The following is a 22,460-nucleotide window of genomic DNA, read 5'->3' on the forward strand; positions in this document are numbered from 1 at the left end:
GCTACAGCGCTATGGAAAAGCGCGCTTCGCGAGCGGCATCAGACCAAAAACCTACACCACCACTTGGGACACGATCCATCACGACGTGCGCATTGTCTTGATTAAGTCGTTGAGACCAATCGAATAGAGCCCAGAGCACAAGCTCAAAGAGGCGGCGGAGGAAGATTGTGCGACGGCAGCCGATGTGCGCGGCCGCAATCCACGACCGGTTCTATGGGCATGCCCGTTTATGTCGCGCCGGAGGCCTACATCGCAGGGCGGATCCAGTTATTGCATTGTGGCCACCGGCCTTTGGGCGATTGCTCGGAAAGTCATCGCCCGCACGTTTCACGCGCGCTCCCTCATCTACTCGGATGAGCTTTGAGTAAAAAGAAAAGCGCTAAACTGCCACCTCTGCGTTGATTGCAGCATGTGGATTGTAGCCATCTACTTCGAAGTCCGTGATCCTATAGCCATCGATGCTATCGGGGCGACGCGTGAGCTTCATAGTTGGGAGTGGGCGCGGAATGCGTGAGATTTGCTCGCGCGCCTGCTCGAGGTGATTGAGGTAAAGATGAACGTCGCCTCCCACCCAGATAAGCTCTCCGGGGGTTAAGTCGGCTTGTTGCGCGAGCATCAATTGCAGAGCCGAAGCTCCGGTAAAGTTGAAGGCCGCGCCTAGCAGCAAGTCGCAGGATCGCTGATAGAGGAGACAGTTCAACCTTCCATCGCTCGTCACGTGGTACTGATAGACCATGTGGCATGGCGGCAACGCCATCGTCCCAAGCTCGGGCGGATTCCACGCGTGAAACAGCATCCGTCGGCTGGCCGGATTTGTTCTGAGGGTCTCTACGAGTTGCGCGATCTGATCGTGTTCCTGGCCATCTGCCCCAAGCCAGCGGCGCCATTGTTTGCCATAGACCGGGCCAAGATCCCCCCACCGCGTTGCGAAAGCATCGTCCTCAACAATGCGCTTTTCGAAATCAGCCTGGCTTATCGCTTCACCGGTTTCTTTCCGATAGTGCGCCAGCGGCCAGTCAGACCAGATTCTGACGCCCTCCTTCAACAAGACTTGAATGTTTGTTTGCCCCGTCAAGAACCAAAGCATCTCTTTGACCGCGAGCTTCCAGTAGACCCGCTTCGTCGTGAGAATCGGCACGGTCCCATCCGACAGGTCAAACCGAAACATCGCACCGAACAGTGCCTTGGTACCGACACCGGTCCGATCGATGCGCTGGTCGCCTCGTTTGAGCACTTCCGCGAGGAGATCGAGGTATTGATATTCGGGATGTCGCAATGGCATGCGCTGCGCCTCGTGGATCTGGGATATCTATCGCCGCCCTTGATGTCGTCTGACGCCGTCCCCATTCCGGTCACAACGTCGCAATTTTAGGCGTCCCGCTTTGCGCTTCTCGGAGGCAAACGCCGCTCTCGATCAAGGCTTCCGCCTTCTTACACCGCGACAGTTGGACAAAAAACTCTCGCGGGGAGATATCCCCGCTCGAAGCGCGAGCTTGACCTGTGGAGCCGGAAATCAGCTTTTCTGAATACACGCAAAAAGCGATTCGCCCAGTCCACCGAAGCCATCGGTTGAAGAACGTCGCGGTGAAGTCTTCTAGAATTAGAGAGGGCGATCCAGCGATCATTCACGCATCATACCGCTATGGCGGCCGACTTTCCGAATTGCTATGAAACATCAATGATATACATTCATTGAGCGAGGCGCTATGCCGGAAAACCTCGGTACGCCCAGGAAGACGTCGGCCGAGCGTTGATAGAGCTGGCAGGAAAGCTTGCCGTTGGCGACATAGAACTGGAACAGGCAATGGCAAGGCGGCAGCGCCATCTTGTCGATCTCGGCCGGATTCCACGCCGTTACGATCAGCCGGCGCGAGTCCGGGTTGCGCTTGATCATGTCGACGACGTTGGCAATCTGATCGATGCTGCGGCCATCTGCCGTGGGCCATGAGCGCCACTGCGAGCCATAGACCGGGCCGAGATCGCCGTTGGCGTCCGCCCATTCATCCCAGATCGAGACGCCGTGGTCCTTGAGATATTTGATGTTGGTATCGCCCGCGAGGAACCAGAGCAGCTCGTGGATGATCGCCTTCAGCGACAGTTTCTTGGTGGTGAGGACGGGGAAGCCATCGCTGAGCTTGAAGCGCATCTGATGGCCGAACACCGACAGCGTGCCGGTGCCGGTGCGGTCGTGCTTCTCGGCGCCGTCGCTCAGGATTCGCTCTAGCAGGTCGTGATACTGGTTCATGGTCGATCTTGCGGGCTCGTGAACGGGCGAACTTATCGCCTTGGCCGGTGGCCGGACACGCCGATTCCCGGATTATACCCGGAAAAGTGTGTCCCTGCCCGGCAAACGACAAGGGCCGGATCCCCTGGGGATCCAGCCCTTCGGATCCCTTGGGATCCAGCCCTTGAAATCAACCGGTTAGCCGGTTCCCGATCACATCGCCGGCTTCAATACCGCCGACCACTTCGTAACTTCGCTCTTCACCAGCTCACCGAGTGCGGCCTGGGTCCGGGCCTCCGGCTTCGGAATGTCCGAGCCGAGATCGAGGAGACGCTTCTTCACGTTCTCGTCGTCCAGCGCCTTGGCGGCGGCGGCATTCAGCTTGGCGGTGATCGCCGCAGGCGTGCCCTTGGGCGCGAAGATCGCGTTCCAGGCGGAGGCCTGATACTTCGGCAGACCGCCTTCGGTGGTCGTCGGGACGTCCGGCAGCGACGGGTTACGATCAGGCGTCGCGATGGCATAGGCCTTGATGGTGCCACCCTTGATCTGCGGAACCGCGTTGACGATCTGGTCGCACATATAGTCGACCTGACCACCGACCAGCGCATTCATCGCCGGACCGGTGCCATTGAACGGAACGCCGGTCGGCTTGATATCCAGAACCGAGCTCAGCAATTCGCAGGACGAATACGACACCGAGCCGACGCCGGCATGAGCCATGTTCAGCTTGTCGCTGTTCGCCTTCACATAGGTGACGAATTCCTTGAGGTCCTTCGGCGCGAAGTCCTTTTTTGCCAGGATCAGGATCGGCGTGCCGGCGAGCAGCGCAACAGGCTCGAAATCCTTTTCGGGGTGATAAGCGAGCTTCGGATACAGCGGCACGGCGGCAGCATGGGTGCCCATGTGGCCGGTGATGATCGTATAGCCGTCATTGGCCGCACGCGCCGCACGCGTCGCGCCGGTCGTGCCGCCCGCGCCGACAACATTCTCGATGATGATCTGCTGGCCGAGCGTCTTCGACATATCCGCAGCGACAATGCGCGCGATCACATCGGTCGGGCCGCCGGCCGCGAAAGGCACGATCATCGTGATATTGCGGGTCGGGTATTCCTGCGCCTGAACAGCAGTTGCGAATGCACCAAGGCCGACAATTGCCGCCAGGCCACTGATCGCCCCCCTGCGATTGAACAGCTTCATTTGATTTCCTCCGAGAATATTTTTGCCGCGAAAATGCCGACAGTCGCGGGACTGAATACAAGCAAAGGCCCGAAGTCTATTCGACTTCGGGCCGTGGCGTAACGACGCAGATGCGTGGAGAGCTTCGTCAGCTCTCGGATTCGACGAAGACTTCGTCGCGTTTCTTTCGCAGTGCGGGAAGCACAGCGAGGATCAGCAGGAACGCCGAGATGGCCATCAGAGTAGCCGACAGCGGACGTGTGAAGAACACCGTCGCATCGCCGCGCGAGATCAACAGCGCACGACGCAGATTCTCTTCCATCAACGGACCGAGCACCATGCCGAGCAGCAGGGGTGCCGGCTCGAAATCATGCTTAATCAGCCAGTAGCCGAGCAAACCGAATACGCCTGCGAGCACCACATCCATCGGTGCGTTGTTCACTGAATAGATGCCGATGCTGCAGAACACCACGATCGACGGGAACATCAGGCGATACGGCACACGAAGCAGCCGAACCCAGATGCCGACCATCGGCAGGTTGATGACGAGCAGCATCAGATTGCCGATCCACATCGAAGCGATCATGCCCCAGACGAGTTCGGGCTGCTTCTGCATCACCTGCGGACCGGGCACGATGCCATGAATGGTCATCGCACCAACCATCAGCGCCATCACGGCATTGGGCGGAATGCCAAGCGTCAACAGCGGAATGAACGATGTCTGCGCTGCAGCATTGTTCGCGCTTTCCGGCGCGGCAACGCCTTCGATGGCACCACGGCCGAACCGCTCCGGATGCTTCGACAGCTTCTTCTCAAGCGTATAGGCCGCGAAAGACGCAATGACCGCGCCACCACCCGGCAGAATGCCGAGGATGGAACCGAGGACGGTGCCGCGCAGAATGGCTGGCGCGGAGTCCTTCATGTCCTTCTTGGTCGGCATCAGGCCCGTGACCTTCTGCTGAACCAGTTGCCGATCTTCCTCGCCGCCAGCATCCAGATTGCGGATGATCTCGGCAAAGCCGAACAGGCCCATGGCGACCGTGGCAAAGCCAAGACCATCGGCAAGTTCGGGAATGTTGAACGACATGCGCGAGGCGCCGGTCTCGATATCGGAACCGACCATCGACAGCAGCAGACCGAACACGATCATCGCGATCGCCTTCAGCACTGAGCCCTTGGCGAGTACCACCGCGAAGATCAGACCGAGGACCATCAGCGAGAAGTATTCGGCGGGTCCGAAGGCCAACGCGAGCTTCGTCAGAGGAGCGCCGAGCACAGCGATCAGCACCGTCGAGACACAACCTGCGAAGAACGAGCCGATTGCCGCGATCGCGAGTGCCGGACCGGCGCGGCCCTGCTTGGCCATCTGGAAGCCGTCGAGCGCGGTGACGACGGAACCGGCTTCGCCGGGAATATTGACGAGGATCGACGTGGTCGAGCCACCATACTGCGCGCCGTAATAGATGCCGGCAAGCATGATCAGCGCGCCGACCGGCGGCAGACCGAACGTAATCGGCAGCAGCATGGCCACCGTGGCGATGGTGCCGATACCGGGCAACACGCCGACCAGCGTGCCGACCAGCGCACCGATCAGACAGAGCAGAATGTTGATCGGAATCGGAATCGACAGGCCCCCAAGGAAAGGCGGCGCCCACTGCACAAACTGGAAGACGGTCGCGAAGCCGAGACCGAGATTGGAAAACAGATCACCCATAGCGCCCTCGCCTTCAGCGGATCAGAAACGTCGGCCACATCTGCAGAGGCAGACCAAGCGCGTACGGAAATAGCAAAGCGCAGCCTGCCGTGAGGCAGGCGCCGACGATGAAGGCTTCCTTCCAGCGCGTCTCGGTCGAGCCGAGCGCCGCGATCAGGAAGCTCGCCATCGCGGAGAAGATCATCCCCATCGGGCGAATGCAAAGCGCAAAGCACAGGATCGCAAGCGCGACGAAGAGCGGACCGCGCCAATGGAACTTGGCCAGCGTGGGGCCTTCCGTGAAAACACCAACGACGGTCACGGCCGCACCCAGACCCAGCAGCAGAATGCCAAACATCCGCGGCGCGGTACCGGCACCGAACGAGAAGCCATGCATGCCCTGCAGATCGCTGGATGCCCACAGAGCAAATGCAGCAATAGCCACCAAAGCAAGGCCGCCGACAAAGTCCTGAGGGCCTTTGACCCAGCTCGGTAAGATAGATTTTTCCGGCGCTTGGCTCGGCGCATCACTCATTGGTACGTTCCCCTGTTACGAGCATGTAGCTCAAACAACATCGTTCGGAGACCGCCCAACGGCTCCGTGGTCAAGCTTGCTAGCGATTTTCGTCAGAGAACGCCAGCGAAACCAATAAGGCCTCCGGCAACCAACAACCATAGCGGGTTGAGCCGCGTGGCAAACGCCAAAACGGCGGCACTCCCCGTCACCAGAAACGCCGTCCAGGTGGTGTCGGAAGCGAACAGCAGAACCAGCCCGCTCGCGCTCATGAGACCGATTGATAAGGGCACCAACGCTGCCTGCACGATTCCCGGCCACTGTGCGTGGCCCGATCGCGAAAGCAATTGGCTGACATAATAAGCAAACACAGCTGTCGGCCCGCACATGGCCAGCGTTGCGACCAATGCGCCCATGACGCCGGCAACCTGACAGCCGATCAGTGTCACAATGAGAACGTTCGGCCCTGGCGACAGCTGCGAGATCGCAAACACATCGGCAAACTGCTTGTCGGACATCCAATGGTTTACATCGACCGTGAGCCGATGAATCTCCGGAATCGCCGAATTGGCGCCACCGACGGCAAAGAGTGACATCAGCCCGAACGACCAGGCCAGCGTGAGCAGCGATCCGGAGTTCGTATCATTCATGCAGCCGCCCGCCGTCGCGTCACGATGGTCAGGCCGATGCTGACAGGAATCGACGCCAGAAGGACTATCGGCAATGGCCATCGCATCACGCCAACTGCGACGAAAACGGCGACCAGCAGCGCCAAACTGACCGGCTCACGCTTCCTCAGAAGCGGCAGCATCATTCGGAGAATCACAGCGAACAGCAGTCCGACCGCAACGCAAGATACGCCGGCAAGTGTGCGCCGCAGCGCTTCGATATCCCCGAAGCGTGCATACAGGATCGCCAGAATGGTCACGATGAGCACCGGTGGCCCCAGCAATCCCGCAAAGGCTGCAATGGCGCCAGGCACACCACGAAACCGCGCGCCGAACACCACGGACAGATTGACGATATTCGGTCCTGGCAAAAAATGGCAAAGCGCAAAAGTCTCGTTGAATTCCTCGGCTGTCATCCAGCCATGCTGCTCGACGATCGCCCGGCGCGCCCAGACCAGAACGCCACCGAAACCGGCCAGGGACATCTTCGCAAAGGCAAGAAATAGCGTCAGCAGTCCCGGCGGCGAAGCCGACGCCAGTTCCACGATGGGAGCATCAGCCTGTGGTGAACTTGGATGCATGGTCCAGATCTAGGGCCATCCGGCAATTGGGCCAACCGGTTTTCGCCTGTTTCCACGCCAATCGGCGGTTGAAATGGCAGCCCGGCTGTATCGCGTCCAATCTGCGTCATATATAGAGAGCGCCAGCTTTTCGGCTGCTGACCTTGGGTCTCCGCCGGGATAGGATGGATGGTGACGCGAGTCGGCTCTCCGGCCTCGCCTTCACTCCAGATATGGCCACGACCAAGACAAGCAACGGGACCGACCGATGGCAACCGATCATATTCGATACGACGTGCTGGCGCGCGACGCCCTCCGTGGCGTGCTGCGCCGCGTACTGATCGACGCAGCCGAGCACGGCCTGCCCGGCGAGCACCACTTCTTCATCACCTTCGTCTCGACCGCCGATGGCGTCAAACTATCGCCGCGCCTGCTGGCCCAGTATCCAGAGGAAATGACTGTGATCCTTCAGCATCAGTTCTGGGATCTGGTGGTCACCGAAGATCGCTTCGAAGTGGGCCTGTCCTTTAACGGCATCCCCGAGCGCCTCGTCGTGCAGTTCAACGCCATCAAGAGCTTCTACGACCCCTCCGTGCAGTTTGGCCTGCAGTTCGAAACCGAGGTCGCCGCCGAGACCCCGGCTGCTGGCGCGACATCCGCAGCCACTGCGGCGTCCGCCCTCGCCGCTCCTCCGGCCCCCCCAGTAGCCACTTCGGAAGAAGAGCCGCCGAAACCGGGCGAAGGTGCAGAAGTCGTCCGTTTAGACCGCTTCCGCAAAAAATAATCGCAAGACGTTGTAAGGTGCCGGGGCCGCGTTCGCGCGGCCCCATTCTTATGCGCCGCACCCGGGAGAAGTCTCTGCAGGAAGCGCGGCATCGCAAGGACCGTAGCCATGGCCAAATCCTCGAAGACCTCCGCCCCCTCCGCCACCCGCACCGAAACCGACAGCTTCGGTCCGATCGAGGTCGCAGCGGATCGTTATTGGGGAGCGCAAACGGAACGGTCGCGACAAAATTTCAAGATCGGTCACGATCGCATGCCGATGCCGATCATTCGCGCGCTCGGCATTGTCAAACTGGCAGCGGCCGAGACCAATCGCGAACTCAAACTTCTCGAGCCCAAGCTTGCAAAGGCCATTGTGAGCGCAGCACGCGAAGTCATCGACGGGAAGCTGGATGATCACTTCCCACTCGTCGTCTGGCAAACCGGCTCCGGCACGCAGACCAACATGAATCTCAACGAGGTCATTGCCAATCGTGCGAACGAGCTTTTAGGGGCGGAACGCGGCTCCAAGAAGCCGGTGCATCCCAACGACCATGTCAACATGAGTCAATCGTCCAACGATTCGTTTCCGACTGCGATGCACATCGCGGCAACTCAGGGTATCGTGGAATATCTCATCCCCGCACTAAGCGAACTGCATGCTGCGTTGCGCAAGAAGGAAAAAGCCTTCGCAAAGATCGTGAAGATCGGACGCACACATACACAAGACGCGACGCCGCTCACGCTCGGGCAGGAGTTTTCAGGCTATGCCGCACAGGTCGAAAGCGGCATCAAACGCCTGCGAAGCGTCGTGAAGGATCTCTACCCGCTCGCCCAGGGCGGAACTGCAGTCGGAACCGGCCTCAACTCCAAGCCACGTTTTGCGAAGTTATTCGCGAAGCACGCAGCAACAATTACCAAGCTCCCTTTCATCACGGCACCGAACAAATTCGAAGCGCTCGCATCGAATGACGCCTATGTGTTTGCACACGGAGCGATCAACTCGGTTGCAACAAGTCTATTTAAGATTGCAAACGATATCCGGCTGCTCGGATCCGGCCCACGTTCCGGACTTGGCGAATTGATCCTTCCGGAGAATGAGCCCGGCTCATCGATCATGCCCGGAAAGGTAAATCCGACACAATGTGAAGCAATGACAATGGCATGCTGTCAGGTATTCGGTAACCACACGACAATTACGGTAGCTGGCAGCCAGGGTCATTTCGAACTCAATGTCTACAAGCCGGTGATGGCCCATTGCATGATGCAGTCCATCCAATTGATTGCAGACGTTGCGCGATCCTTCACAGCGCACTGCATCAATGGAATTCGCGCCGATGAAAAACGAATTCACGAGTTAATGGAACGATCACTGATGCTCGTCACTGCACTCGCACCCAAAATCGGTTATGATAACGCCGCGAAGGTCGCGAAGATTGCCCATGCGAACGGAACTACACTGAAAGAGGAAGCGCTGCGGCTCGGTTTTGTTAGTGCTGCAGAGTTCGATGTTCTTGTTCAGCCGGTCAAAATGATACACCCTGGGTGAGTAAGAATTTTTTTGCTCACAGCTTGTTGAGAATAACTCAGAAGGAAATAGTTATAATTCATATCTTCTAAATGGTTAGAATGCTCGCATATCAGACACGTTTTTCCTTGTGATACAGCAGAAGGTGATCTGGTTACGCGTCGTAATTGATTTCATTTTTCTGCTGAGCTTGTTTGGAACTACGGAGAATATTTTTAGGATGGATATCGAAACTGAATTCACCCTTGTCTCGTACAACTACTGGATGGTGAAGACGACGTTTCCCGCCCCATCATTTTTTTGAAAGACAAAGACAGGAGCGATCATGGGTGACCTGATCAATCTCAATCGCTTCAGGAAGCGCACTGCACGGGAGGAATCGGCAAAACAGGCCGATGTAAATCGTGCTCGCTTCGGACGTACTAAATCTGAACGAACATTGCAGGAGCAACGCACAGTCCGTGCGAATACCATGCTGGATCAGCATCACATCGATGGCGAGGACGCATCATGAAATCGCCCGTAGTTAAGAGATCGATCGTTGTTGCAGGTCACAAGACCAGCGTGAGTCTCGAAGAGGCGTTCTGGAACGGCATGAAGGAGATTTCGAATCTTCGCGACATGACGCTTTCAGAGCTGGTTGGTGAGATCGACACAAACCGTCAGCAGGGCAATTTATCGTCCGCGATTCGGCTGTTCGTGCTCGATTACTTCCGTACACGTGCCGTTCCGCAACAGCGGATGCCGGAGCACAATCTCTCGGCGTAAACACAGCCGACCTTCAGCAAATCGCTTCGCCGAAGGTCGTGTTTGTTCGCTGAGTCATCGTCAGAACGTCGGCCGCGCTGAACTCGCGGCCGGCGGTATCAGCACGAGCGGAGGCGCGGGCCTTGGCCTTGGCGCGCGCGCAGCACCAGGCGCGGGACGCACTTCTATGGGCGCGGGAAGCGGCGCCACCTGCTGACTAGCGACTGGCGGCACGGCAGAACGAGGTGCAGCGGCCTTAGCAGCAGGACGGCGTGGGTCACGAGCGGGAAGTAGCACATCGGAAGGTGCCGAGGCTGTCGGCGGATCGCCCGCTGGCGCCTGTATGTCGATGGGCAGTGATGCGGAGGGCGGAGGAACGGCGATGGGCGCAGCCGTTGGTGGCAACTCACCGCGCTCAAGCGAATCAAGCCGGCGCGTCTCGCGATCGATCGCACGCACTGCAAGCCAGGATGACAACGCCGCTACATCAAGCGTGCGATCGAACTTGTCAGGCGTTCCCACCACGAAGATCTGAACTTCCGGTCGAACGCTCGACGTCCCGACGGTCGTGCCGGTCAATGTCGCGCGCATATCCACCTGGTCGGCAACGATGTCGTAACCTCCGGACACGATCGCACGTCCTCCTTCGCCATCGAGCGTCGTCGCACCAACGCGCAGGCGGCTATCCTTGATACTGAACGGAACCTGCACCGCAGTTACGGACAATGTACCGGCGGTGATCGCCGTATCGACGATCTGCCGCAGCTTGGCGTCATTCGTGGCCTGTCCGGAATCGCTGGCACGAATGGCAGTGTCGAACGCACGCGGGTCGAGCCCATTGATGCGCGCCGCGTCGATCGTCAGCAATCCACTACCGGACATCGCACCTTCCAGAGCCGAGACACTACGCCCCTGACTGGCCAGCGCCATCCGCAGTGATGTCTTGCCCGCGGGCATTGCCAGTGAGCGATAGCGCAAGGCCGCTCCGTCTACGCCGGAGAATTGCACGCGAGCGCCAAGCGCATATCCGGTGATCGATGGCTTGAGATCGACATCAGCCGTGATTTCGCCGCCGCCGACGATACCCTTGATCGTATCGATCGTCAGGGCCTGGCCGTCGCTCTTCACGATGCCGCTGACAGGACGCAATTCAATGCCGCCGGGCAACGTCCCGCTCAGAGCCTGAAACGCCAACTGACCGCGCCATCCTTGCAGTACTCCCTGCCCGATAGGGTCCGTGACATCGCGCCCTCGCGTGCCCACAGCGAGACCAAGGGCGGGCCCGAGTTCGATCGCATCTATGCCGATCTGCCCATCGATGACTTTCTCAGCACCCAGCGTCAGTGCAATACGGCCACGCACGCGCGAACCGGCCAAGCTGCTGTCGATATCGTCAAGCGTGACCTTGTCGCCGTTCAACGTGAGCCGCGATGACAGGCTGACATTCTGCGCGGCTGCATCCGAAGGTTTGAGAGCGACCAGCGGAGCAAGGTTGGCGCGCCGTATCGCAAGCGCGAGCGATGCTTTCGATGAGCCCGCCCAAGGTTCCACACTGCCCTGCACATCGGCATCGATATCCGCGCCGGACAACTTCGCCGTGACGCGCAGCGGCGCATGCCATTGCCCTTTCGCCGATCCTTCAAAATTCACGATGGCATCGCTTGCGGTGATCGCATTACTCAGACCCAGCAATGCGAGAAGTTGCCCGCCCTGCCCGGCCAATTTGGAATCGAGCGCCACATCGCTGCGCGACAGTTCAGTGAGGTCAACGCCACGCATCGCTGCGATGGGAGGAGATGCGGTCAGAATCGTCGTCCCCTTCACTAGCGGCGCATCGATATCGAACACGGCGCGCGCATTTGTGCGATCGGCGCGTTGTTGATCCTTTGCCAGATCGAGCGACAGTTTGACGCGAACCGCGCCGGGCGTCGCCGTCATGGAGTTGAGCCTCGACGCAACAGACGGCGCCAGCGGCGCGAGCATGTTGCTGATCTGACTCATCGATGCGGATGTGGCGTTGAGTGTCAGTCCGCCTGTGGCTTCCACGCGATCGAACGAAGCGCGGCCGTCGAGCATCAGGCCGGCGGCGTCACCAACTTTGAACCGATCGACCGAAATCGTCCTTGGGCTGTAGGCCAGTTGCGCCACGAACGGGCGCATCTCCTGCCCGGCCGACACAGCACGTGCGACATCGAGTGATACCTGCCCCGCATCTGGCCACTCGGCCTGCGGCTCACCAAGCGACCGGATCAAGGCCACCGCCGCGTCAAGATCAAGCCGATCGGCCTTCAGATCGGCATCGAAGCGGGAGCCGCCAGCGGCTGATGGATACGAATATGCAGCATGGCCTTGGACCGTACCGCCATCGATCTCCGCCTTGAGTGCCTCGATGACCAAGCGATTGGACGCCGAAGTGACATTGCCGCGAATGCGTAGCGGCTTCTGATTGCGCAAGCCAATGTCTGTTCGGCCTTTGAGCCACGCAGCAAGCGTATCCGGATCGGACGACTCGACCGCGATGCCCCCCTTGAAGCCATCCGATACACCTGGCTGTGCTGCGCCGCCGCTCAACGTGACATGGGTCGCGCCTGGCGCACGGAACTCGAGACGATCGACTGTCCACGTTGCTGCATCACTACGCAGGTCAGCGCCGATACTCTGCACGGGCTTTCCGCCGAGCATGATCTGCTCCACGCCAATCTCGATCTGCGTCGCCAGAGGCACCATCGGCATGCTCGACAACAGTCTGCGCAGCGCCGGCAATGGCGTGACGACAACGTTGGTCGCTTGATCCCTGGAGAGCAGGCGATCGGCATCCAGTTGCTTGGCCGACAGTACCGCATGCAGCAGCGGCGATGTGCCAAAGCGCATGTCAGCGAGACCAGCGAACCTGAAAGCGGTCTCTTCCGCGCCATAGCTGGCTTCAAGCGTTTCCATATGCGCAGCCGCCGGATCGGCCTTGACCTTGGCGAAGACGCGCCACGGCGTCGGCAGTTGATCGTTGGCGCCGCTGGCCTTCGGACCGGCCGGGCTTGCGAGAGTCAGTGCGCCGTCGAAGCGTGGCGTGCGATTGTCGAAGTTGAGCACGCCATCGAGATCGACGGACAAGGGCTTCTCGCCGGGGTCGACAGTAAAACGAACGCGCGTGCCGTTGCCGTCACCGGTCTGCCCGGAGGACAAACGGAACGGATAGCGCACACCGGACAACAGGAAATTGCCATCGCCGCGCATGGCGCCGGCTGCCAGCGAGCGGACATCGCCGCTGAAGACAACATCAAAGAGTTCGAGTGTATTCCTGCTTGCAGCATCGTGGAGTGCCATGCGACCGGTGACGTTCAGCCGATCAATAGCCAGCCCCCCCAGATTGAACGGCCCGGTCGAAGCCGGAAGTTCGATACGCCCCTGCGCATTGAGGCCGAGATCGACCGCAGCGCCGCCGATGGTGAGTTCTGTCGCGCGCCATTCGCCACGCATCAACGAACTCAGGCTGAATTCCACACTGAGATTGTCTGCACGAATCCTGCCGAGATCGTTGGGGCTGCCCACCGTGATCGACTGCAGTCGCAGCGCCGGCGCCGGCAGCAGCCGTGCCTCCAGCCCGCCACCGACGCGGACTGGAGCGCCAATCACACGCGTGGCTTCAGCCTCGAATTGCGGGCGGAACTGATTCCAGTCGATAAAATAAGGCCCGACCAGAGCAGCAATCAGCGCCAGGATAAATGCAATCGCCAGGCCGAGCAGTGTCGTCTGCACCGAATCTCCCCTCAAGCGCTCCAGCAGAATGTCCGCCTGCCTGTCAGGCAAACTGCATTGCAACACGCCACCGGGCACTACGCCTCACAGGCGTTGCACGGCCGCGCTGAAATGCGCGGGAACGCGTCTATTTATAGAGCGAATAGTGGCGAAGTCACAGCACGCAATGCGTGGCCAGATTAGCCATTCCATGCCGTCCGGTTGCGGCAAATCGCCCGGCTTCGATCAAGTCGAAGCGCCCTGCTCCAGCGGTTTTGCAGCGCCATGGGCGCGGTGCAAACGTCCCGCAACCGCTCTCACCTTGCCCGGCGACGCCATCCAGACCGCGAAGGTCGCGAGGACGCTGACTGCGATTCCCAGGGCAAAGGCCGGCGTATAAGTGCCGAAATGGTCGTGCAGAACACCCGTCACCAACGGACCGGCGGCGCCGCCGGCGAGCGCAGCGAGCATCAGCGTGCCGAAGATACTGCCGAAATGCTCGCCCTGGAAAATCTCGGAAACCACGGCGCCCATGATGGACGTCACGCCATAGCCCAGCAGGCCCTGCGAGATCACCATGACATAGACGAGCGCCAGGCTCGGCACGAATTCCAGCGCAATCAGGGACGCAAAGCAGATCGCGAAACCGACACCGCTGACGGTCCAGATCCATTCGCGGCCGATGCGATCGGACAAATGGCCCAGAAATATCTGGCCGGGCACGCCGAACAGGCTGACCATACCGAGCGCCCAAGCGGCGACACCCGGCGTGAAGCCGATGTCGAGCAGATACTTGGTTTGATGGACCTGGACGGCGTACCAAGCATACAGCCCGCCGAACAGGCCAAGCGCGAGCCACCAGAACCGCGCGGTTCGTATGGCGCGCGCCAGCGTCCAGTCGATACTGGCCCAGACCGGATCAACCACGTTGGATATATGCTTCGCCGACGAGGTCGGCGCCTGATCGCCATCCGGCAGGAGCCCCATGTCCTGCGGGCGTTTGCGCAGCAGCAAATTGATCGGCACGAGCACGACCAGCACCACGAGCCCCACCGCTGTGCAGGCCGTGCGCCAACCGGTCTGCTCGATCATCAGTTGCACCCAAGGCAGCACCGTCACCGACCCGATACCGACGCCGGCGAATGCGAGACCGATCGCGAGGCCGCGCTTGCGGCTGAACCAGTTCGGCAGAAACAGCGATTGTCCGGAATAGCCGAGACAAACGCTGCCGGCGCCGACCAGAACACCGATGGTCATGTACAAGTGCCACGGCTGCGTCGTCAGCGGCGCCAGCAACAGGCCAGCCGCCATCAACACGGTACCAAGTTCCATGACGGCTCGCGGGCCGCCGCGGTCCATCAGCTTGCCCATCAGTGGGCTCATGATCGCGGAAATCAGGAAGCCGAATGAAAAGGCGCCGGCGGTGACGCCACGGTCCCAGCCGAACTCCTGGAGAATCGGCGGGAAGAACAGTGAGAACGATGTCCGCGCATTGACCCCGATGGCCATGGAAACGAACGTGACGGCAACGATGACCCAACCATAGAAAAACGGTAGCCGCATCGGACGATGCCTTTTTTATTGGACGCATTCTGCGTCAAATCTTTTTTGATCGCGTCTTCCGTAACCGAAAAACACAATCCACGATAGAATACAAACAAAAATACAACTTTAAAATGCTTAAGAACCGTTAAGTATTGCCGCTTCTATCGAATTTTCCCGCCCGCATTCGGCGTGACCGGATGCGGCAACCTGGCATCACGCCTGCGGCAGGATTTTCCCCGGATTGAAGATATTGTCGGGATCGAGTGCCTTCTTGAGCGCCCGCATCGCGTCGAGCGCCTCACTGCCCAGTTCGGCCTGCATGTACTTTTGCTTGCCTTGCCCGATGCCATGTTCACCCGTGCACGTGCCCCCCATCGCCTGCGCCCGTTGAGCGAGGCGATGCATGAAGTCCTCTGCGCGAGCCACCTCGTTGGCGTCGTTGCGATCACATACCATCGAGCAGTGGAAGTTGCCATCACCGACGTGGCCGACGATCGGCGCCAACAGGCCGAGCCGCGCCAAATCTTCCTCCGTCGCAGTGACACATTCCGCGAGTTTGGAGATCGGCACGCAGACATCGGTGGCCGCGACATCGGAGCCCGGCCGCATACTCTTGACCGACCAGTAGGCGTCGTGACGGGCCTGCCAAAGCTTGGTGCGATCCTCCGGCTTCGTCGTCCACGAAAAATCGCCGCCGCCGCATTCCAGCGCGATCTCGTGAAAATTTCGCGACTGCTCGGCCACGTCGGCCTCGCTGCCATGAAATTCCAGCAGCAGCAGCGGCGTTTCCGGCAGCGTCAGCTTGGAATAGGAATTACAGGCACGAACCTGAGCCTCATTCAGCAGCTCTATCCGTGCCACGGGAATGCCGGTCTGGATCGCAAGGATCGTCGCCTGACAGGCACCTGCCACCGTGGCGAACGAACATGATGCGGCTGCCATGGTTTCAGGAATACCACGCAGCTTGATGGTCAATTCGCTGATGATACCCAGCGTGCCCTCGGCACCGACAAACAGATGTGTCAGATCATACCCCGCCGAAGATTTCTTCGCCCGGGTGCCGGTCTTGATGATCTCACCGTCGGCACGCACGACTTTGAGCGCGAGCACGTTGTCGCGCATGGTGCCGTAGCGCACCGCGTTGGTGCCGGAAGCGCGGGTCGAGGCCATGCCACCGAGCGACGCATCAGCGCCGGGATCGATGGGGAAGAACAAGCCCTGATCGCGCAGGTTTTCGTTGAGCGCCTTGCGGGTAACGCCGGGCTGGATCACGCAGTCGAGGTCTTCGCTGTGCACTTCGAGAATCTGGTTCATGTCGCGCATGTCGATACAGATGCCGCCCGCCGGCGCATTGACCTGACCTTCCAGCGACGTGCCCGTGCCGAATGCGATCACCGGCACCTTGTTCGCCGCACAAATCCGGACCACGTCCTGGATATCCGCGGTTTCCTGCGCGAACACGACACCGTCCGGTGGCTGGTTGGCGAGCCAGGTCGTGGTGTGGCCGTGCTGCTCGCGAACCGCTTGCGACGTCACAAGCCGATTGCCAAACCGCGCCGTCAGCGCTTCAAGCGCTGTGGCCAAGGCCTTCGGCTCCGGTCGTTTCAAATTGTTCGCAATGGTAGCCACAGCAGTCCCTCCGACGCCGCGGGACCGTGGCAAAGGTTGTATAACGGGTCAAGAGACGTGAGAGCAGGACAGGAATTACCGATGACTGAGCCAACCGACGATCTTCTGCAGCAACCCGTCCCTTTCAGGGCCCCGATCATGCAGATCGAACCGCAATGGATCGACTATAACGGTCATCTCAATATGGCCTATTACAACGTGCTGTTCGACCGGGCGATCGACGACCTGTGGCTCAAAATCGGGATCGGTCCCGAATATATGAAGGCACGCAACAACTCGACCTTCACAGCCGAGTGCCATGTTCGCTATGTCAGGGAAATCCACCTTGGCGACCCCGCGCAGGTGTCGATCCTGGTTGTCGCTGCGGACGACAAGCGCATTCACACCTTCAAGGAATTGCGCCACGCCACCGAGGGATGGCTGTCGGCGACGTCAGAGAACATGACCCTTCACATGGATATGACCGCCCGCAAGGTGGCGCCGTTTCCGCCGGATATCCGCGCCCGCCTGCAAGCGCTGGCCAAAGCACATCACTCCGCCGAGCGGCCAGAGGGCATCGGCCGATCGATCGGGATGCCCTCAAGGAAATAGCCCTAGATACGCCTGCGCCCGCGGACGAGGCCCACAATAGCCGAGATCAGGAACAGGACGAGGGCAATGAAAAAGATCGCCTTGGCGATTTCGATGGAAGCGCCGGCGACACCACCGAAGCCGAGAACGCCGGCAATGAGAGCAATGACGAGGAAGGTAACGACCCAGCTGAACATGGCACAAACCTCAGTTTTTGATTTTCGACGCGGCGTTCGCCGTCGCATTTGATGCTGAAACAAGCCGGAGCACGAACGAAAGTTCCCGACCCACGTACCGGCCGACATCACTGAAACGAGAGCGCCCCTGCATACCGAAGGCGTCAGATGAGCCCCATGCGGGGATAAGTCTGTCGCCAGAGGCTCCTCGCTCCTATATGCCCTCCTATCCTGCTAAGAAGGCTCCCCTTTAAGGCCCCACGGTGCCAACGTGGGCGGAATACGATTCGCATGAGTGACGCACGCAAAATGGCCGCCAACGATCTCCCTGCCTACCAGCCGGCGGCAGGCGGCATTGGTGCGCGTGCGCGCGCTGCCGCGGCGCCGACAGCCCAGTACCTGAACGGACTCAATCCCGAACAGCGCGACGCCGTCGAGACCCTTGATGGTCCTGTCCTCGTGCTCGCTGGCGCCGGCACCGGCAAGACCAAGGTTCTGACCTCGCGGATCGCCCACATCCTCAGCATGGGCCGTGCGCGGCCCGGCGAAATCCTGTCGGTGACCTTCACCAACAAGGCCGCGCGCGAGATGAAGCACCGGCTCGGCATCATGCTCGGCCAGGCGGTCGAGGGTATGCCGTGGCTCGGTACCTTCCACTCGATCGGGGGGCGCATCCTGCGCACCCACGCCGAACTGGTGCAGCTGAAATCAAATTTCACCGTGCTCGACACCGACGACCAGATCCGGCTGCTCAAGCAGCTCCTGCAGGCTGACAATATCGACGACAAGCGCTGGCCGGCGCGAATGCTGGCCAACCTGATCGACGGCTGGAAGAATCGCGGGTTGACGCCGTCGCAGGTGCCATCGGGCGAAGCGGCCGTATTCGGCAATGGCAAGGGCGGCAAGCTCTATGCGGCCTATCAGGACCGGCTGAAAACGCTCAACGCGGCAGACTTCGGCGATTTGCTGCTGGAATGTATCCGGCTGTTCCGCGAACATCCGGATGTGCTGAAGCAGTATCAGCAACGCTTCAAATATATTCTGGTCGACGAATATCAGGACACCAACGTCGCGCAGTATCTGTGGCTGCGATTGTTGTCGCAGGCGCCCGGTCAGCGCTTGTTGCCGGAAGCGGACGCACCTTCGGCGGATTCCAAGCCAGCCGCTCCGCTCAAGAACATCTGCTGCGTCGGCGACGACGACCAGTCGATCTATGGCTGGCGCGGTGCCGAGGTCGACAACATCCTGCGCTTCGAACATGATTTTCCCGGCGCCAAGGTCGTCCGGTTGGAGCGCAACTACCGCTCGACCGGGCACATCCTCGCCGCCGCCTCGCATCTGATCGCACATAATGAAGGCCGGCTCGGCAAGACTCTGCGCACCGAGGACGTCGATGGCGAGAAAGTCACCGTCACCGGCTCGTGGGACTCAGAGGAAGAAGCCCGCGCGATCGGCGAAGAGATCGAGGACCTGCAGCGCGCCGGCAACAAGCTCAACGACATTGCCATTCTGGTGCGTGCCTCGTTCCAGATGCGCGAATTCGAAGACCGCTTCGTCACCCTCGGCCTGCCCTATCGGGTCATCGGTGGCCCGCGCTTCTATGAGCGCGCGGAAATCCGTGACGCGCTGGCCTATCTGCGCGTGATCAATTCCCCCGCCGACGACCTCGCCTTCGAGCGTATCGTCAATGTGCCCAAGCGCGGCCTCGGCGATGCCACCGTGCAGATGCTGCATGATCACGCCCGCAGGCGTCGCATCCCACTCTCTGAGGCTGCCCGTCAGGTCGTCGAGACCGACGAGATGAAGCCGAAGGCGCGCGGCAGCCTGCGCGACCTGATGATGAGCTTCGAACGCTGGCGCAAGCAAAGCGAAGTGATGCCGCATACCGAACTCGCCGAAGTCGTCCTCGACGAAAGCGGCTATACTGATATGTGGCAAAAGGACCGCTCCGCCGACGCCGCCGGTCGCCTTGAAAACCTCAAGGAACTGGTACGCTCGATGGAAGAGTTCGAGAACCTGCAAGGCTTCCTTGAACACATCTCACTGGTAATGGACCGCGAAGGCGGTGCCGATGAGGATGCGGTCTCGGTGATGACGCTGCATTCCGCCAAGGGGCTCGAATTCGACAACGTGTTCTTGCCCGGCTGGGAAGAAGGCCTGTTTCCGCATCAGCGCGCGCTCGATGATCAGGGACGCGCCGGGCTCGAGGAAGAACGCCGCCTCGCTCATGTCGGCATCACCCGCGCGCGCCTCCGCGCGAAACTCTATTTTGCCACTAACCGCCGCATTCACGGCACCTGGAACACGACGATGCCGTCGCGCTTCCTCGACGAATTGCCGGCGGCCAATGTGGAGATCACGGAATCCAAGGGCGGTTCGGGCTGGGGCGGCGCCGGGGGCTACGGAGCCTCGCGCTTCGACAATGTTGAATCGTTCGGATCCAGCTATTCGACGCCGGGCTGGCAGCGCGCGCAGGCCAATCGTTCACGCGGCGGCGGACAGGGTGGCAGCGGCTTTAGTGAAGGCCAGTCGCCGTTCGGCGGCTCCTCTTCATCACGGAATAGGCGGCCGATGACTATCGAGGGCGAGTTGATCGCGAAGTCCACCGGTACGGAGTCCGACTTCACGCTGCAGGACCGGGTCTTCCATCAGAAATTCGGCTACGGCAATGTGACCAAGATCGACGGCAACAAGCTCACCATTGTGTTCGAGAAGGCCGGTGAGAAGAAGGTCGTCGACAGTTTCGTGGAACGCGTCTGAGAATGCCGGTCTATATCGCGCTCATTCAGAAGGATGCCAGCGGCACCTTCAACGTCTCGTTTCCCGATCTTCCCGGCATCGTCACCGCCGGTGACACCCTCGATGAAGCCATCGCGGAAGCCGAGGAGACGCTCGAATACGCGGCCGAGGACTGGCGCAATCCGGACGGCTCGAACGGCCTGCCGACGCCGCGTAGCATCGAGCAATTGACCAGCGATCCCAAATTCGCTGATGCCGCCGACGGCGGCACCATCGTCGAGATCGATTACGAAGCCGCGGAATAGCCCCAAAATCGCCTGCTCTGCGATTGCGCTGGCGGATTTCCGTTCCTATGTACGCACCCCGCGCCCGACGAAGCCCTTTCGGCGGCGTCGTTGGTGCGTCCCGGTATGACCGCCCGGTCCTCTGCCTTCCCCTTTTCGAACGATCATATCGCCGATGTCCCCCATCATTTCCGTTTCCAATCTGACCAAGAGCTATGCCTCGGGCTTCACGGCCCTGAAAGGCATCAATCTCGACATCAACCGCGGCGAGATCTTCGCGCTGCTGGGGCCAAACGGCGCCGGCAAGACAACGATGATCAGCATCATCTGCGGCATCGCCAATGCCACCTCGGGCAAGGTCACGGTCGATGGTCACGACATCGCCCAGGACTATCGCGCCGCGCGGTCGCTGATCGGGCTGGTGCCGCAGGAACTGCACACTGACGCCTTCGAATCGGTTTGGGCCACGGTCAGTTTCAGCCGCGGTCTGTTCGGTAAGCCGAAGAATCCGGCGCTGATCGAGAAAATCCTGAAAGACCTCTCGCTGTGGGACAAGAAGGATAACAAGATCATCACGCTGTCCGGTGGCATGAAGCGCCGTGTGATGATCGCCAAGGCGCTGTCGCACGAACCGCAGATCCTGTTTCTCGATGAGCCTACCGCCGGCGTCGACGTCGAATTGCGCAAGGGCATGTGGGAAGTCGTGCGAACGCTGCGCGCTGCCGGCGTCACCGTCATCCTCACCACGCATTACATCGAAGAAGCCGAGGAGATGGCCGACCGCATCGGCGTCATCAACAAGGGCGAGATCATCCTGATCGAGGAAAAGACCAAGCTGATGGAGCAGCTCGGCAAGAAGCAGCTCAAGCTGCATCTGCAAACCAGGGTCACGGAAATCCCGGCAAGCCTCGCGCCCTACAAACTCGAGCTCGCTGCCGACGGCAACCAGCTGATCTACAGCTATGACACGAAGAGCGAACGTACCGGGATCACCAGCTTGCTTGGCGATCTCCGCGAATCCGGCATCCGCTTTTCCGATCTCGACACCACGCAGAGCTCGCTCGAAGACATCTTCGTCAGCCTGGTGAGGAAGTAACATGAACTTCAGAGCTGTCCGCGCCATCTATCTGTTCGAAATGGCGCGCACCTGGCGCACCGTACTGCAGAGCATTGTTTCGCCGGTGATTTCCACCTCACTGTATTTCGTGGTGTTCGGCGCTGCGATCGGCTCGCGCATCACCTCCATCGAAGGCGTCAGCTACGGCACCTTCATCGTGCCCGGTCTGGTGATGCTGTCGGTACTCACGCAGAGCATTTCCAACGCCTCGTTCGGCATCTACTTCCCGAAATTCACCGGTACGATTTATGAATTGCTGTCGGCGCCGGTGTCCTATGTGGAAGTTGTGCTTGGCTATGTCGGCCCCGCCGCGACCAAGTCGATCCTGCTGGGCCTGATCATTCTGGCCACTGCCGGACTGTTCGTGCCGCTGCACATCCTGCACCCGTGGTGGATGCTGACCTTCCTCGTGCTGACGGCAGTGACGTTCAGTCTGTTCGGCTTCATCATCGGCATCTGGGCCGACGGCTTCGAAAAGCTGCAGGCAATCCCGCTGCTGGTTGTGACGCCTCTGACATTCCTGGGCGGCAGCTTCTACTCCGTCAGCATGCTGCCGTCGGGTTGGCGGACCGTCACGCTGCTCAATCCCGTCGTGTATCTGATCAGCGGCTTCCGCTGGAGCTTCTACGAGATTTCCGATGTCAGCGTCGTGTGGAGCCTTGCGGTGACCTTCATGTTCCTGGTGCTCTGCATGTTCGCCGTCTGGTGGATCTTCAAGACCGGCTACAAGCTGAAGAACTGACTCAAGACAATCCAAAACGGCCCGGTGAGAACCGGGCCGTTTTCATTTCAACCG

Annotated in this window: 19 protein-coding genes and 1 pseudogene; 9 read left to right on the forward strand and 11 right to left on the reverse strand. The window is 60.1% G+C overall.

Annotated elements, in window-relative coordinates; translation table 11 throughout:
- Positions 1-379: 379 nt before the first annotated feature.
- The 7 genes and pseudogenes from thyA to AC1RLZ_RS27060 form a co-directional block, all read right to left on the reverse strand.
- Positions 380-1,282 (reverse strand): thymidylate synthase, encoded by a 903-nt coding sequence (gene thyA, locus AC1RLZ_RS27030; RefSeq protein WP_493191137.1) that lies wholly within the window; start codon positions 1,280-1,282, stop codon positions 380-382.
- Between the two features lie 438 nt (positions 1,283-1,720).
- Positions 1,721-2,245: pseudogene (locus AC1RLZ_RS27035) on the reverse strand (thymidylate synthase); the annotation flags it as partial.
- Between the two features lie 192 nt (positions 2,246-2,437).
- Positions 2,438-3,421, reverse strand: coding sequence for a tripartite tricarboxylate transporter substrate-binding protein (locus AC1RLZ_RS27040; RefSeq protein WP_493191138.1), 984 nt, complete (start codon positions 3,419-3,421; stop codon positions 2,438-2,440).
- A 127-nt stretch (positions 3,422-3,548) separates the two neighbouring features.
- Complete coding sequence (locus AC1RLZ_RS27045; protein ID WP_493191139.1) at positions 3,549-5,114, reverse strand: tripartite tricarboxylate transporter permease; 1,566 nt, start codon at positions 5,112-5,114, stop codon at positions 3,549-3,551.
- A gap of 13 nt (positions 5,115-5,127) precedes the next feature.
- Positions 5,128-5,628 (reverse strand): tripartite tricarboxylate transporter TctB family protein, encoded by a 501-nt coding sequence (locus AC1RLZ_RS27050; protein ID WP_493191140.1) that lies wholly within the window; start codon positions 5,626-5,628, stop codon positions 5,128-5,130.
- 92 nt (positions 5,629-5,720) lie between these two features.
- Positions 5,721-6,257 (reverse strand): chromate transporter, encoded by a 537-nt coding sequence (locus AC1RLZ_RS27055; protein ID WP_493191141.1) that lies wholly within the window; start codon positions 6,255-6,257, stop codon positions 5,721-5,723.
- A complete protein-coding gene (locus AC1RLZ_RS27060) occupies positions 6,254-6,856 on the reverse strand; it encodes a chromate transporter (RefSeq protein ID WP_493191142.1) in 603 nt (200 codons plus the stop codon). Before AC1RLZ_RS27060 ends, AC1RLZ_RS27055 begins: the two co-directional genes overlap by 4 nt.
- 247 nt (positions 6,857-7,103) lie before the next feature.
- Here AC1RLZ_RS27060 and AC1RLZ_RS27065 point away from each other — a divergent pair, with 247 nt between their 5' ends.
- From AC1RLZ_RS27065 to AC1RLZ_RS27080, 4 genes are all read left to right on the forward strand, one after another.
- On the forward strand, positions 7,104-7,619 hold the full coding sequence (locus AC1RLZ_RS27065; protein ID WP_493191143.1) for an SspB family protein: 516 nt from the start codon (positions 7,104-7,106) through the stop codon (positions 7,617-7,619).
- Positions 7,620-7,727: 108 nt separating this feature from the next.
- On the forward strand, positions 7,728-9,146 hold the full coding sequence (gene fumC, locus AC1RLZ_RS27070) for a class II fumarate hydratase (RefSeq protein WP_493191144.1): 1,419 nt from the start codon (positions 7,728-7,730) through the stop codon (positions 9,144-9,146).
- Positions 9,147-9,450: 304 nt separating this feature from the next.
- Entirely contained in the window at positions 9,451-9,639 is a 189-nt protein-coding gene (locus tag AC1RLZ_RS27075; RefSeq protein ID WP_371424608.1) for a DUF4169 family protein, read from the forward strand.
- Positions 9,636-9,893, forward strand: a complete 258-nt coding sequence (locus AC1RLZ_RS27080; RefSeq protein WP_068734045.1) for a ribbon-helix-helix domain-containing protein — start codon at positions 9,636-9,638, stop codon at positions 9,891-9,893. The genes AC1RLZ_RS27075 and AC1RLZ_RS27080 overlap by 4 nt, the downstream gene beginning before the upstream one ends.
- 60 nt (positions 9,894-9,953) lie before the next feature.
- Here the strand turns inward: AC1RLZ_RS27080 and AC1RLZ_RS27085 are convergent, their stop codons facing one another.
- From AC1RLZ_RS27085 to AC1RLZ_RS27095, 3 genes are all read right to left on the reverse strand, one after another.
- Positions 9,954-13,625, reverse strand: a complete 3,672-nt coding sequence (locus tag AC1RLZ_RS27085) for an AsmA family protein (protein ID WP_493191145.1) — start codon at positions 13,623-13,625, stop codon at positions 9,954-9,956.
- A gap of 225 nt (positions 13,626-13,850) precedes the next feature.
- Positions 13,851-15,167: an MFS transporter gene (locus AC1RLZ_RS27090; protein WP_493191146.1), complete on the reverse strand. Its 1,317-nt coding sequence runs from the start codon at positions 15,165-15,167 to the stop codon at positions 13,851-13,853.
- A gap of 195 nt (positions 15,168-15,362) precedes the next feature.
- On the reverse strand, positions 15,363-16,757 hold the full coding sequence (locus tag AC1RLZ_RS27095) for an FAD-binding oxidoreductase (RefSeq protein ID WP_371424623.1): 1,395 nt from the start codon (positions 16,755-16,757) through the stop codon (positions 15,363-15,365).
- A gap of 102 nt (positions 16,758-16,859) precedes the next feature.
- Here AC1RLZ_RS27095 and AC1RLZ_RS27100 point away from each other — a divergent pair, with 102 nt between their 5' ends.
- The gene (locus AC1RLZ_RS27100; RefSeq protein ID WP_493191147.1) at positions 16,860-17,369 is read left to right on the forward strand and encodes a thioesterase family protein; all 510 of its coding nucleotides are present in this window, start codon (positions 16,860-16,862) and stop codon (positions 17,367-17,369) included.
- Positions 17,370-17,371: 2 nt separating this feature from the next.
- Here AC1RLZ_RS27100 and AC1RLZ_RS27105 read toward each other — a convergent pair whose 3' ends face one another.
- The gene (locus AC1RLZ_RS27105; RefSeq protein WP_493191148.1) at positions 17,372-17,545 is read right to left on the reverse strand and encodes a DUF1328 domain-containing protein; all 174 of its coding nucleotides are present in this window, start codon (positions 17,543-17,545) and stop codon (positions 17,372-17,374) included.
- A gap of 270 nt (positions 17,546-17,815) precedes the next feature.
- Between AC1RLZ_RS27105 and AC1RLZ_RS27110 the strand changes: the two genes are divergently transcribed.
- The 4 genes from AC1RLZ_RS27110 (at position 17,816) to AC1RLZ_RS27125 (ending at position 22,406) form a co-directional block, all read left to right on the forward strand.
- Positions 17,816-20,284, forward strand: a complete 2,469-nt coding sequence (locus tag AC1RLZ_RS27110; RefSeq protein WP_493191149.1) for an ATP-dependent helicase — start codon at positions 17,816-17,818, stop codon at positions 20,282-20,284.
- Between the two features lie 2 nt (positions 20,285-20,286).
- Complete coding sequence (locus AC1RLZ_RS27115; RefSeq protein ID WP_493191150.1) at positions 20,287-20,568, forward strand: type II toxin-antitoxin system HicB family antitoxin; 282 nt, start codon at positions 20,287-20,289, stop codon at positions 20,566-20,568.
- 154 nt (positions 20,569-20,722) lie between these two features.
- Positions 20,723-21,643 carry an ABC transporter ATP-binding protein gene (locus tag AC1RLZ_RS27120; protein WP_493191151.1) on the forward strand — a complete coding sequence of 307 codons (921 nt, stop codon included), beginning with the start codon at positions 20,723-20,725 and terminating at the stop codon, positions 21,641-21,643.
- A 1-nt stretch (position 21,644) separates the two neighbouring features.
- Positions 21,645-22,406, forward strand: a complete 762-nt coding sequence (locus tag AC1RLZ_RS27125) for an ABC transporter permease (RefSeq protein ID WP_493191152.1) — start codon at positions 21,645-21,647, stop codon at positions 22,404-22,406.
- The last annotated feature ends 54 nt before the right edge of the window (positions 22,407-22,460 follow it).

Source organism: Tardiphaga sp. GW822-FHT04G09 (genome assembly GCF_058800725.1).

Bases quoted from the DNA above. Each gene is read 5' to 3' on its own strand.
- AC1RLZ_RS27080 (WP_068734045.1), top strand. From the start codon at position 9,636: ATGAAATCGCCCGTAGTTAAGAGATCGATCGTTGTTGCAGGTCACAAG.
- AC1RLZ_RS27115 (WP_493191150.1), top strand. From the start codon at position 20,287: ATGCCGGTCTATATCGCGCTCATTCAGAAGGATGCCAGCGGCACCTTC.
- AC1RLZ_RS27065 (WP_493191143.1), top strand. From the start codon at position 7,104: ATGGCAACCGATCATATTCGATACGACGTGCTGGCGCGCGACGCCCTC.
- AC1RLZ_RS27100 (WP_493191147.1), top strand. From the start codon at position 16,860: ATGACTGAGCCAACCGACGATCTTCTGCAGCAACCCGTCCCTTTCAGG.
- AC1RLZ_RS27040 (WP_493191138.1), bottom strand. From the start codon at position 3,421: ATGAAGCTGTTCAATCGCAGGGGGGCGATCAGTGGCCTGGCGGCAATT.
- AC1RLZ_RS27060 (WP_493191142.1), bottom strand. From the start codon at position 6,856: ATGCATCCAAGTTCACCACAGGCTGATGCTCCCATCGTGGAACTGGCG.
- AC1RLZ_RS27045 (WP_493191139.1), bottom strand. From the start codon at position 5,114: ATGGGTGATCTGTTTTCCAATCTCGGTCTCGGCTTCGCGACCGTCTTC.
- AC1RLZ_RS27110 (WP_493191149.1), top strand. From the start codon at position 17,816: ATGAGTGACGCACGCAAAATGGCCGCCAACGATCTCCCTGCCTACCAG.
- AC1RLZ_RS27075 (WP_371424608.1), top strand. From the start codon at position 9,451: ATGGGTGACCTGATCAATCTCAATCGCTTCAGGAAGCGCACTGCACGG.
- fumC (WP_493191144.1), top strand. From the start codon at position 7,728: ATGGCCAAATCCTCGAAGACCTCCGCCCCCTCCGCCACCCGCACCGAA.
- AC1RLZ_RS27120 (WP_493191151.1), top strand. From the start codon at position 20,723: ATGTCCCCCATCATTTCCGTTTCCAATCTGACCAAGAGCTATGCCTCG.
- thyA (WP_493191137.1), bottom strand. From the start codon at position 1,282: ATGCCATTGCGACATCCCGAATATCAATACCTCGATCTCCTCGCGGAA.
- AC1RLZ_RS27050 (WP_493191140.1), bottom strand. From the start codon at position 5,628: ATGAGTGATGCGCCGAGCCAAGCGCCGGAAAAATCTATCTTACCGAGC.
- AC1RLZ_RS27105 (WP_493191148.1), bottom strand. From the start codon at position 17,545: ATGTTCAGCTGGGTCGTTACCTTCCTCGTCATTGCTCTCATTGCCGGC.
- AC1RLZ_RS27055 (WP_493191141.1), bottom strand. From the start codon at position 6,257: ATGAATGATACGAACTCCGGATCGCTGCTCACGCTGGCCTGGTCGTTC.
- AC1RLZ_RS27090 (WP_493191146.1), bottom strand. From the start codon at position 15,167: ATGCGGCTACCGTTTTTCTATGGTTGGGTCATCGTTGCCGTCACGTTC.
- AC1RLZ_RS27125 (WP_493191152.1), top strand. From the start codon at position 21,645: ATGAACTTCAGAGCTGTCCGCGCCATCTATCTGTTCGAAATGGCGCGC.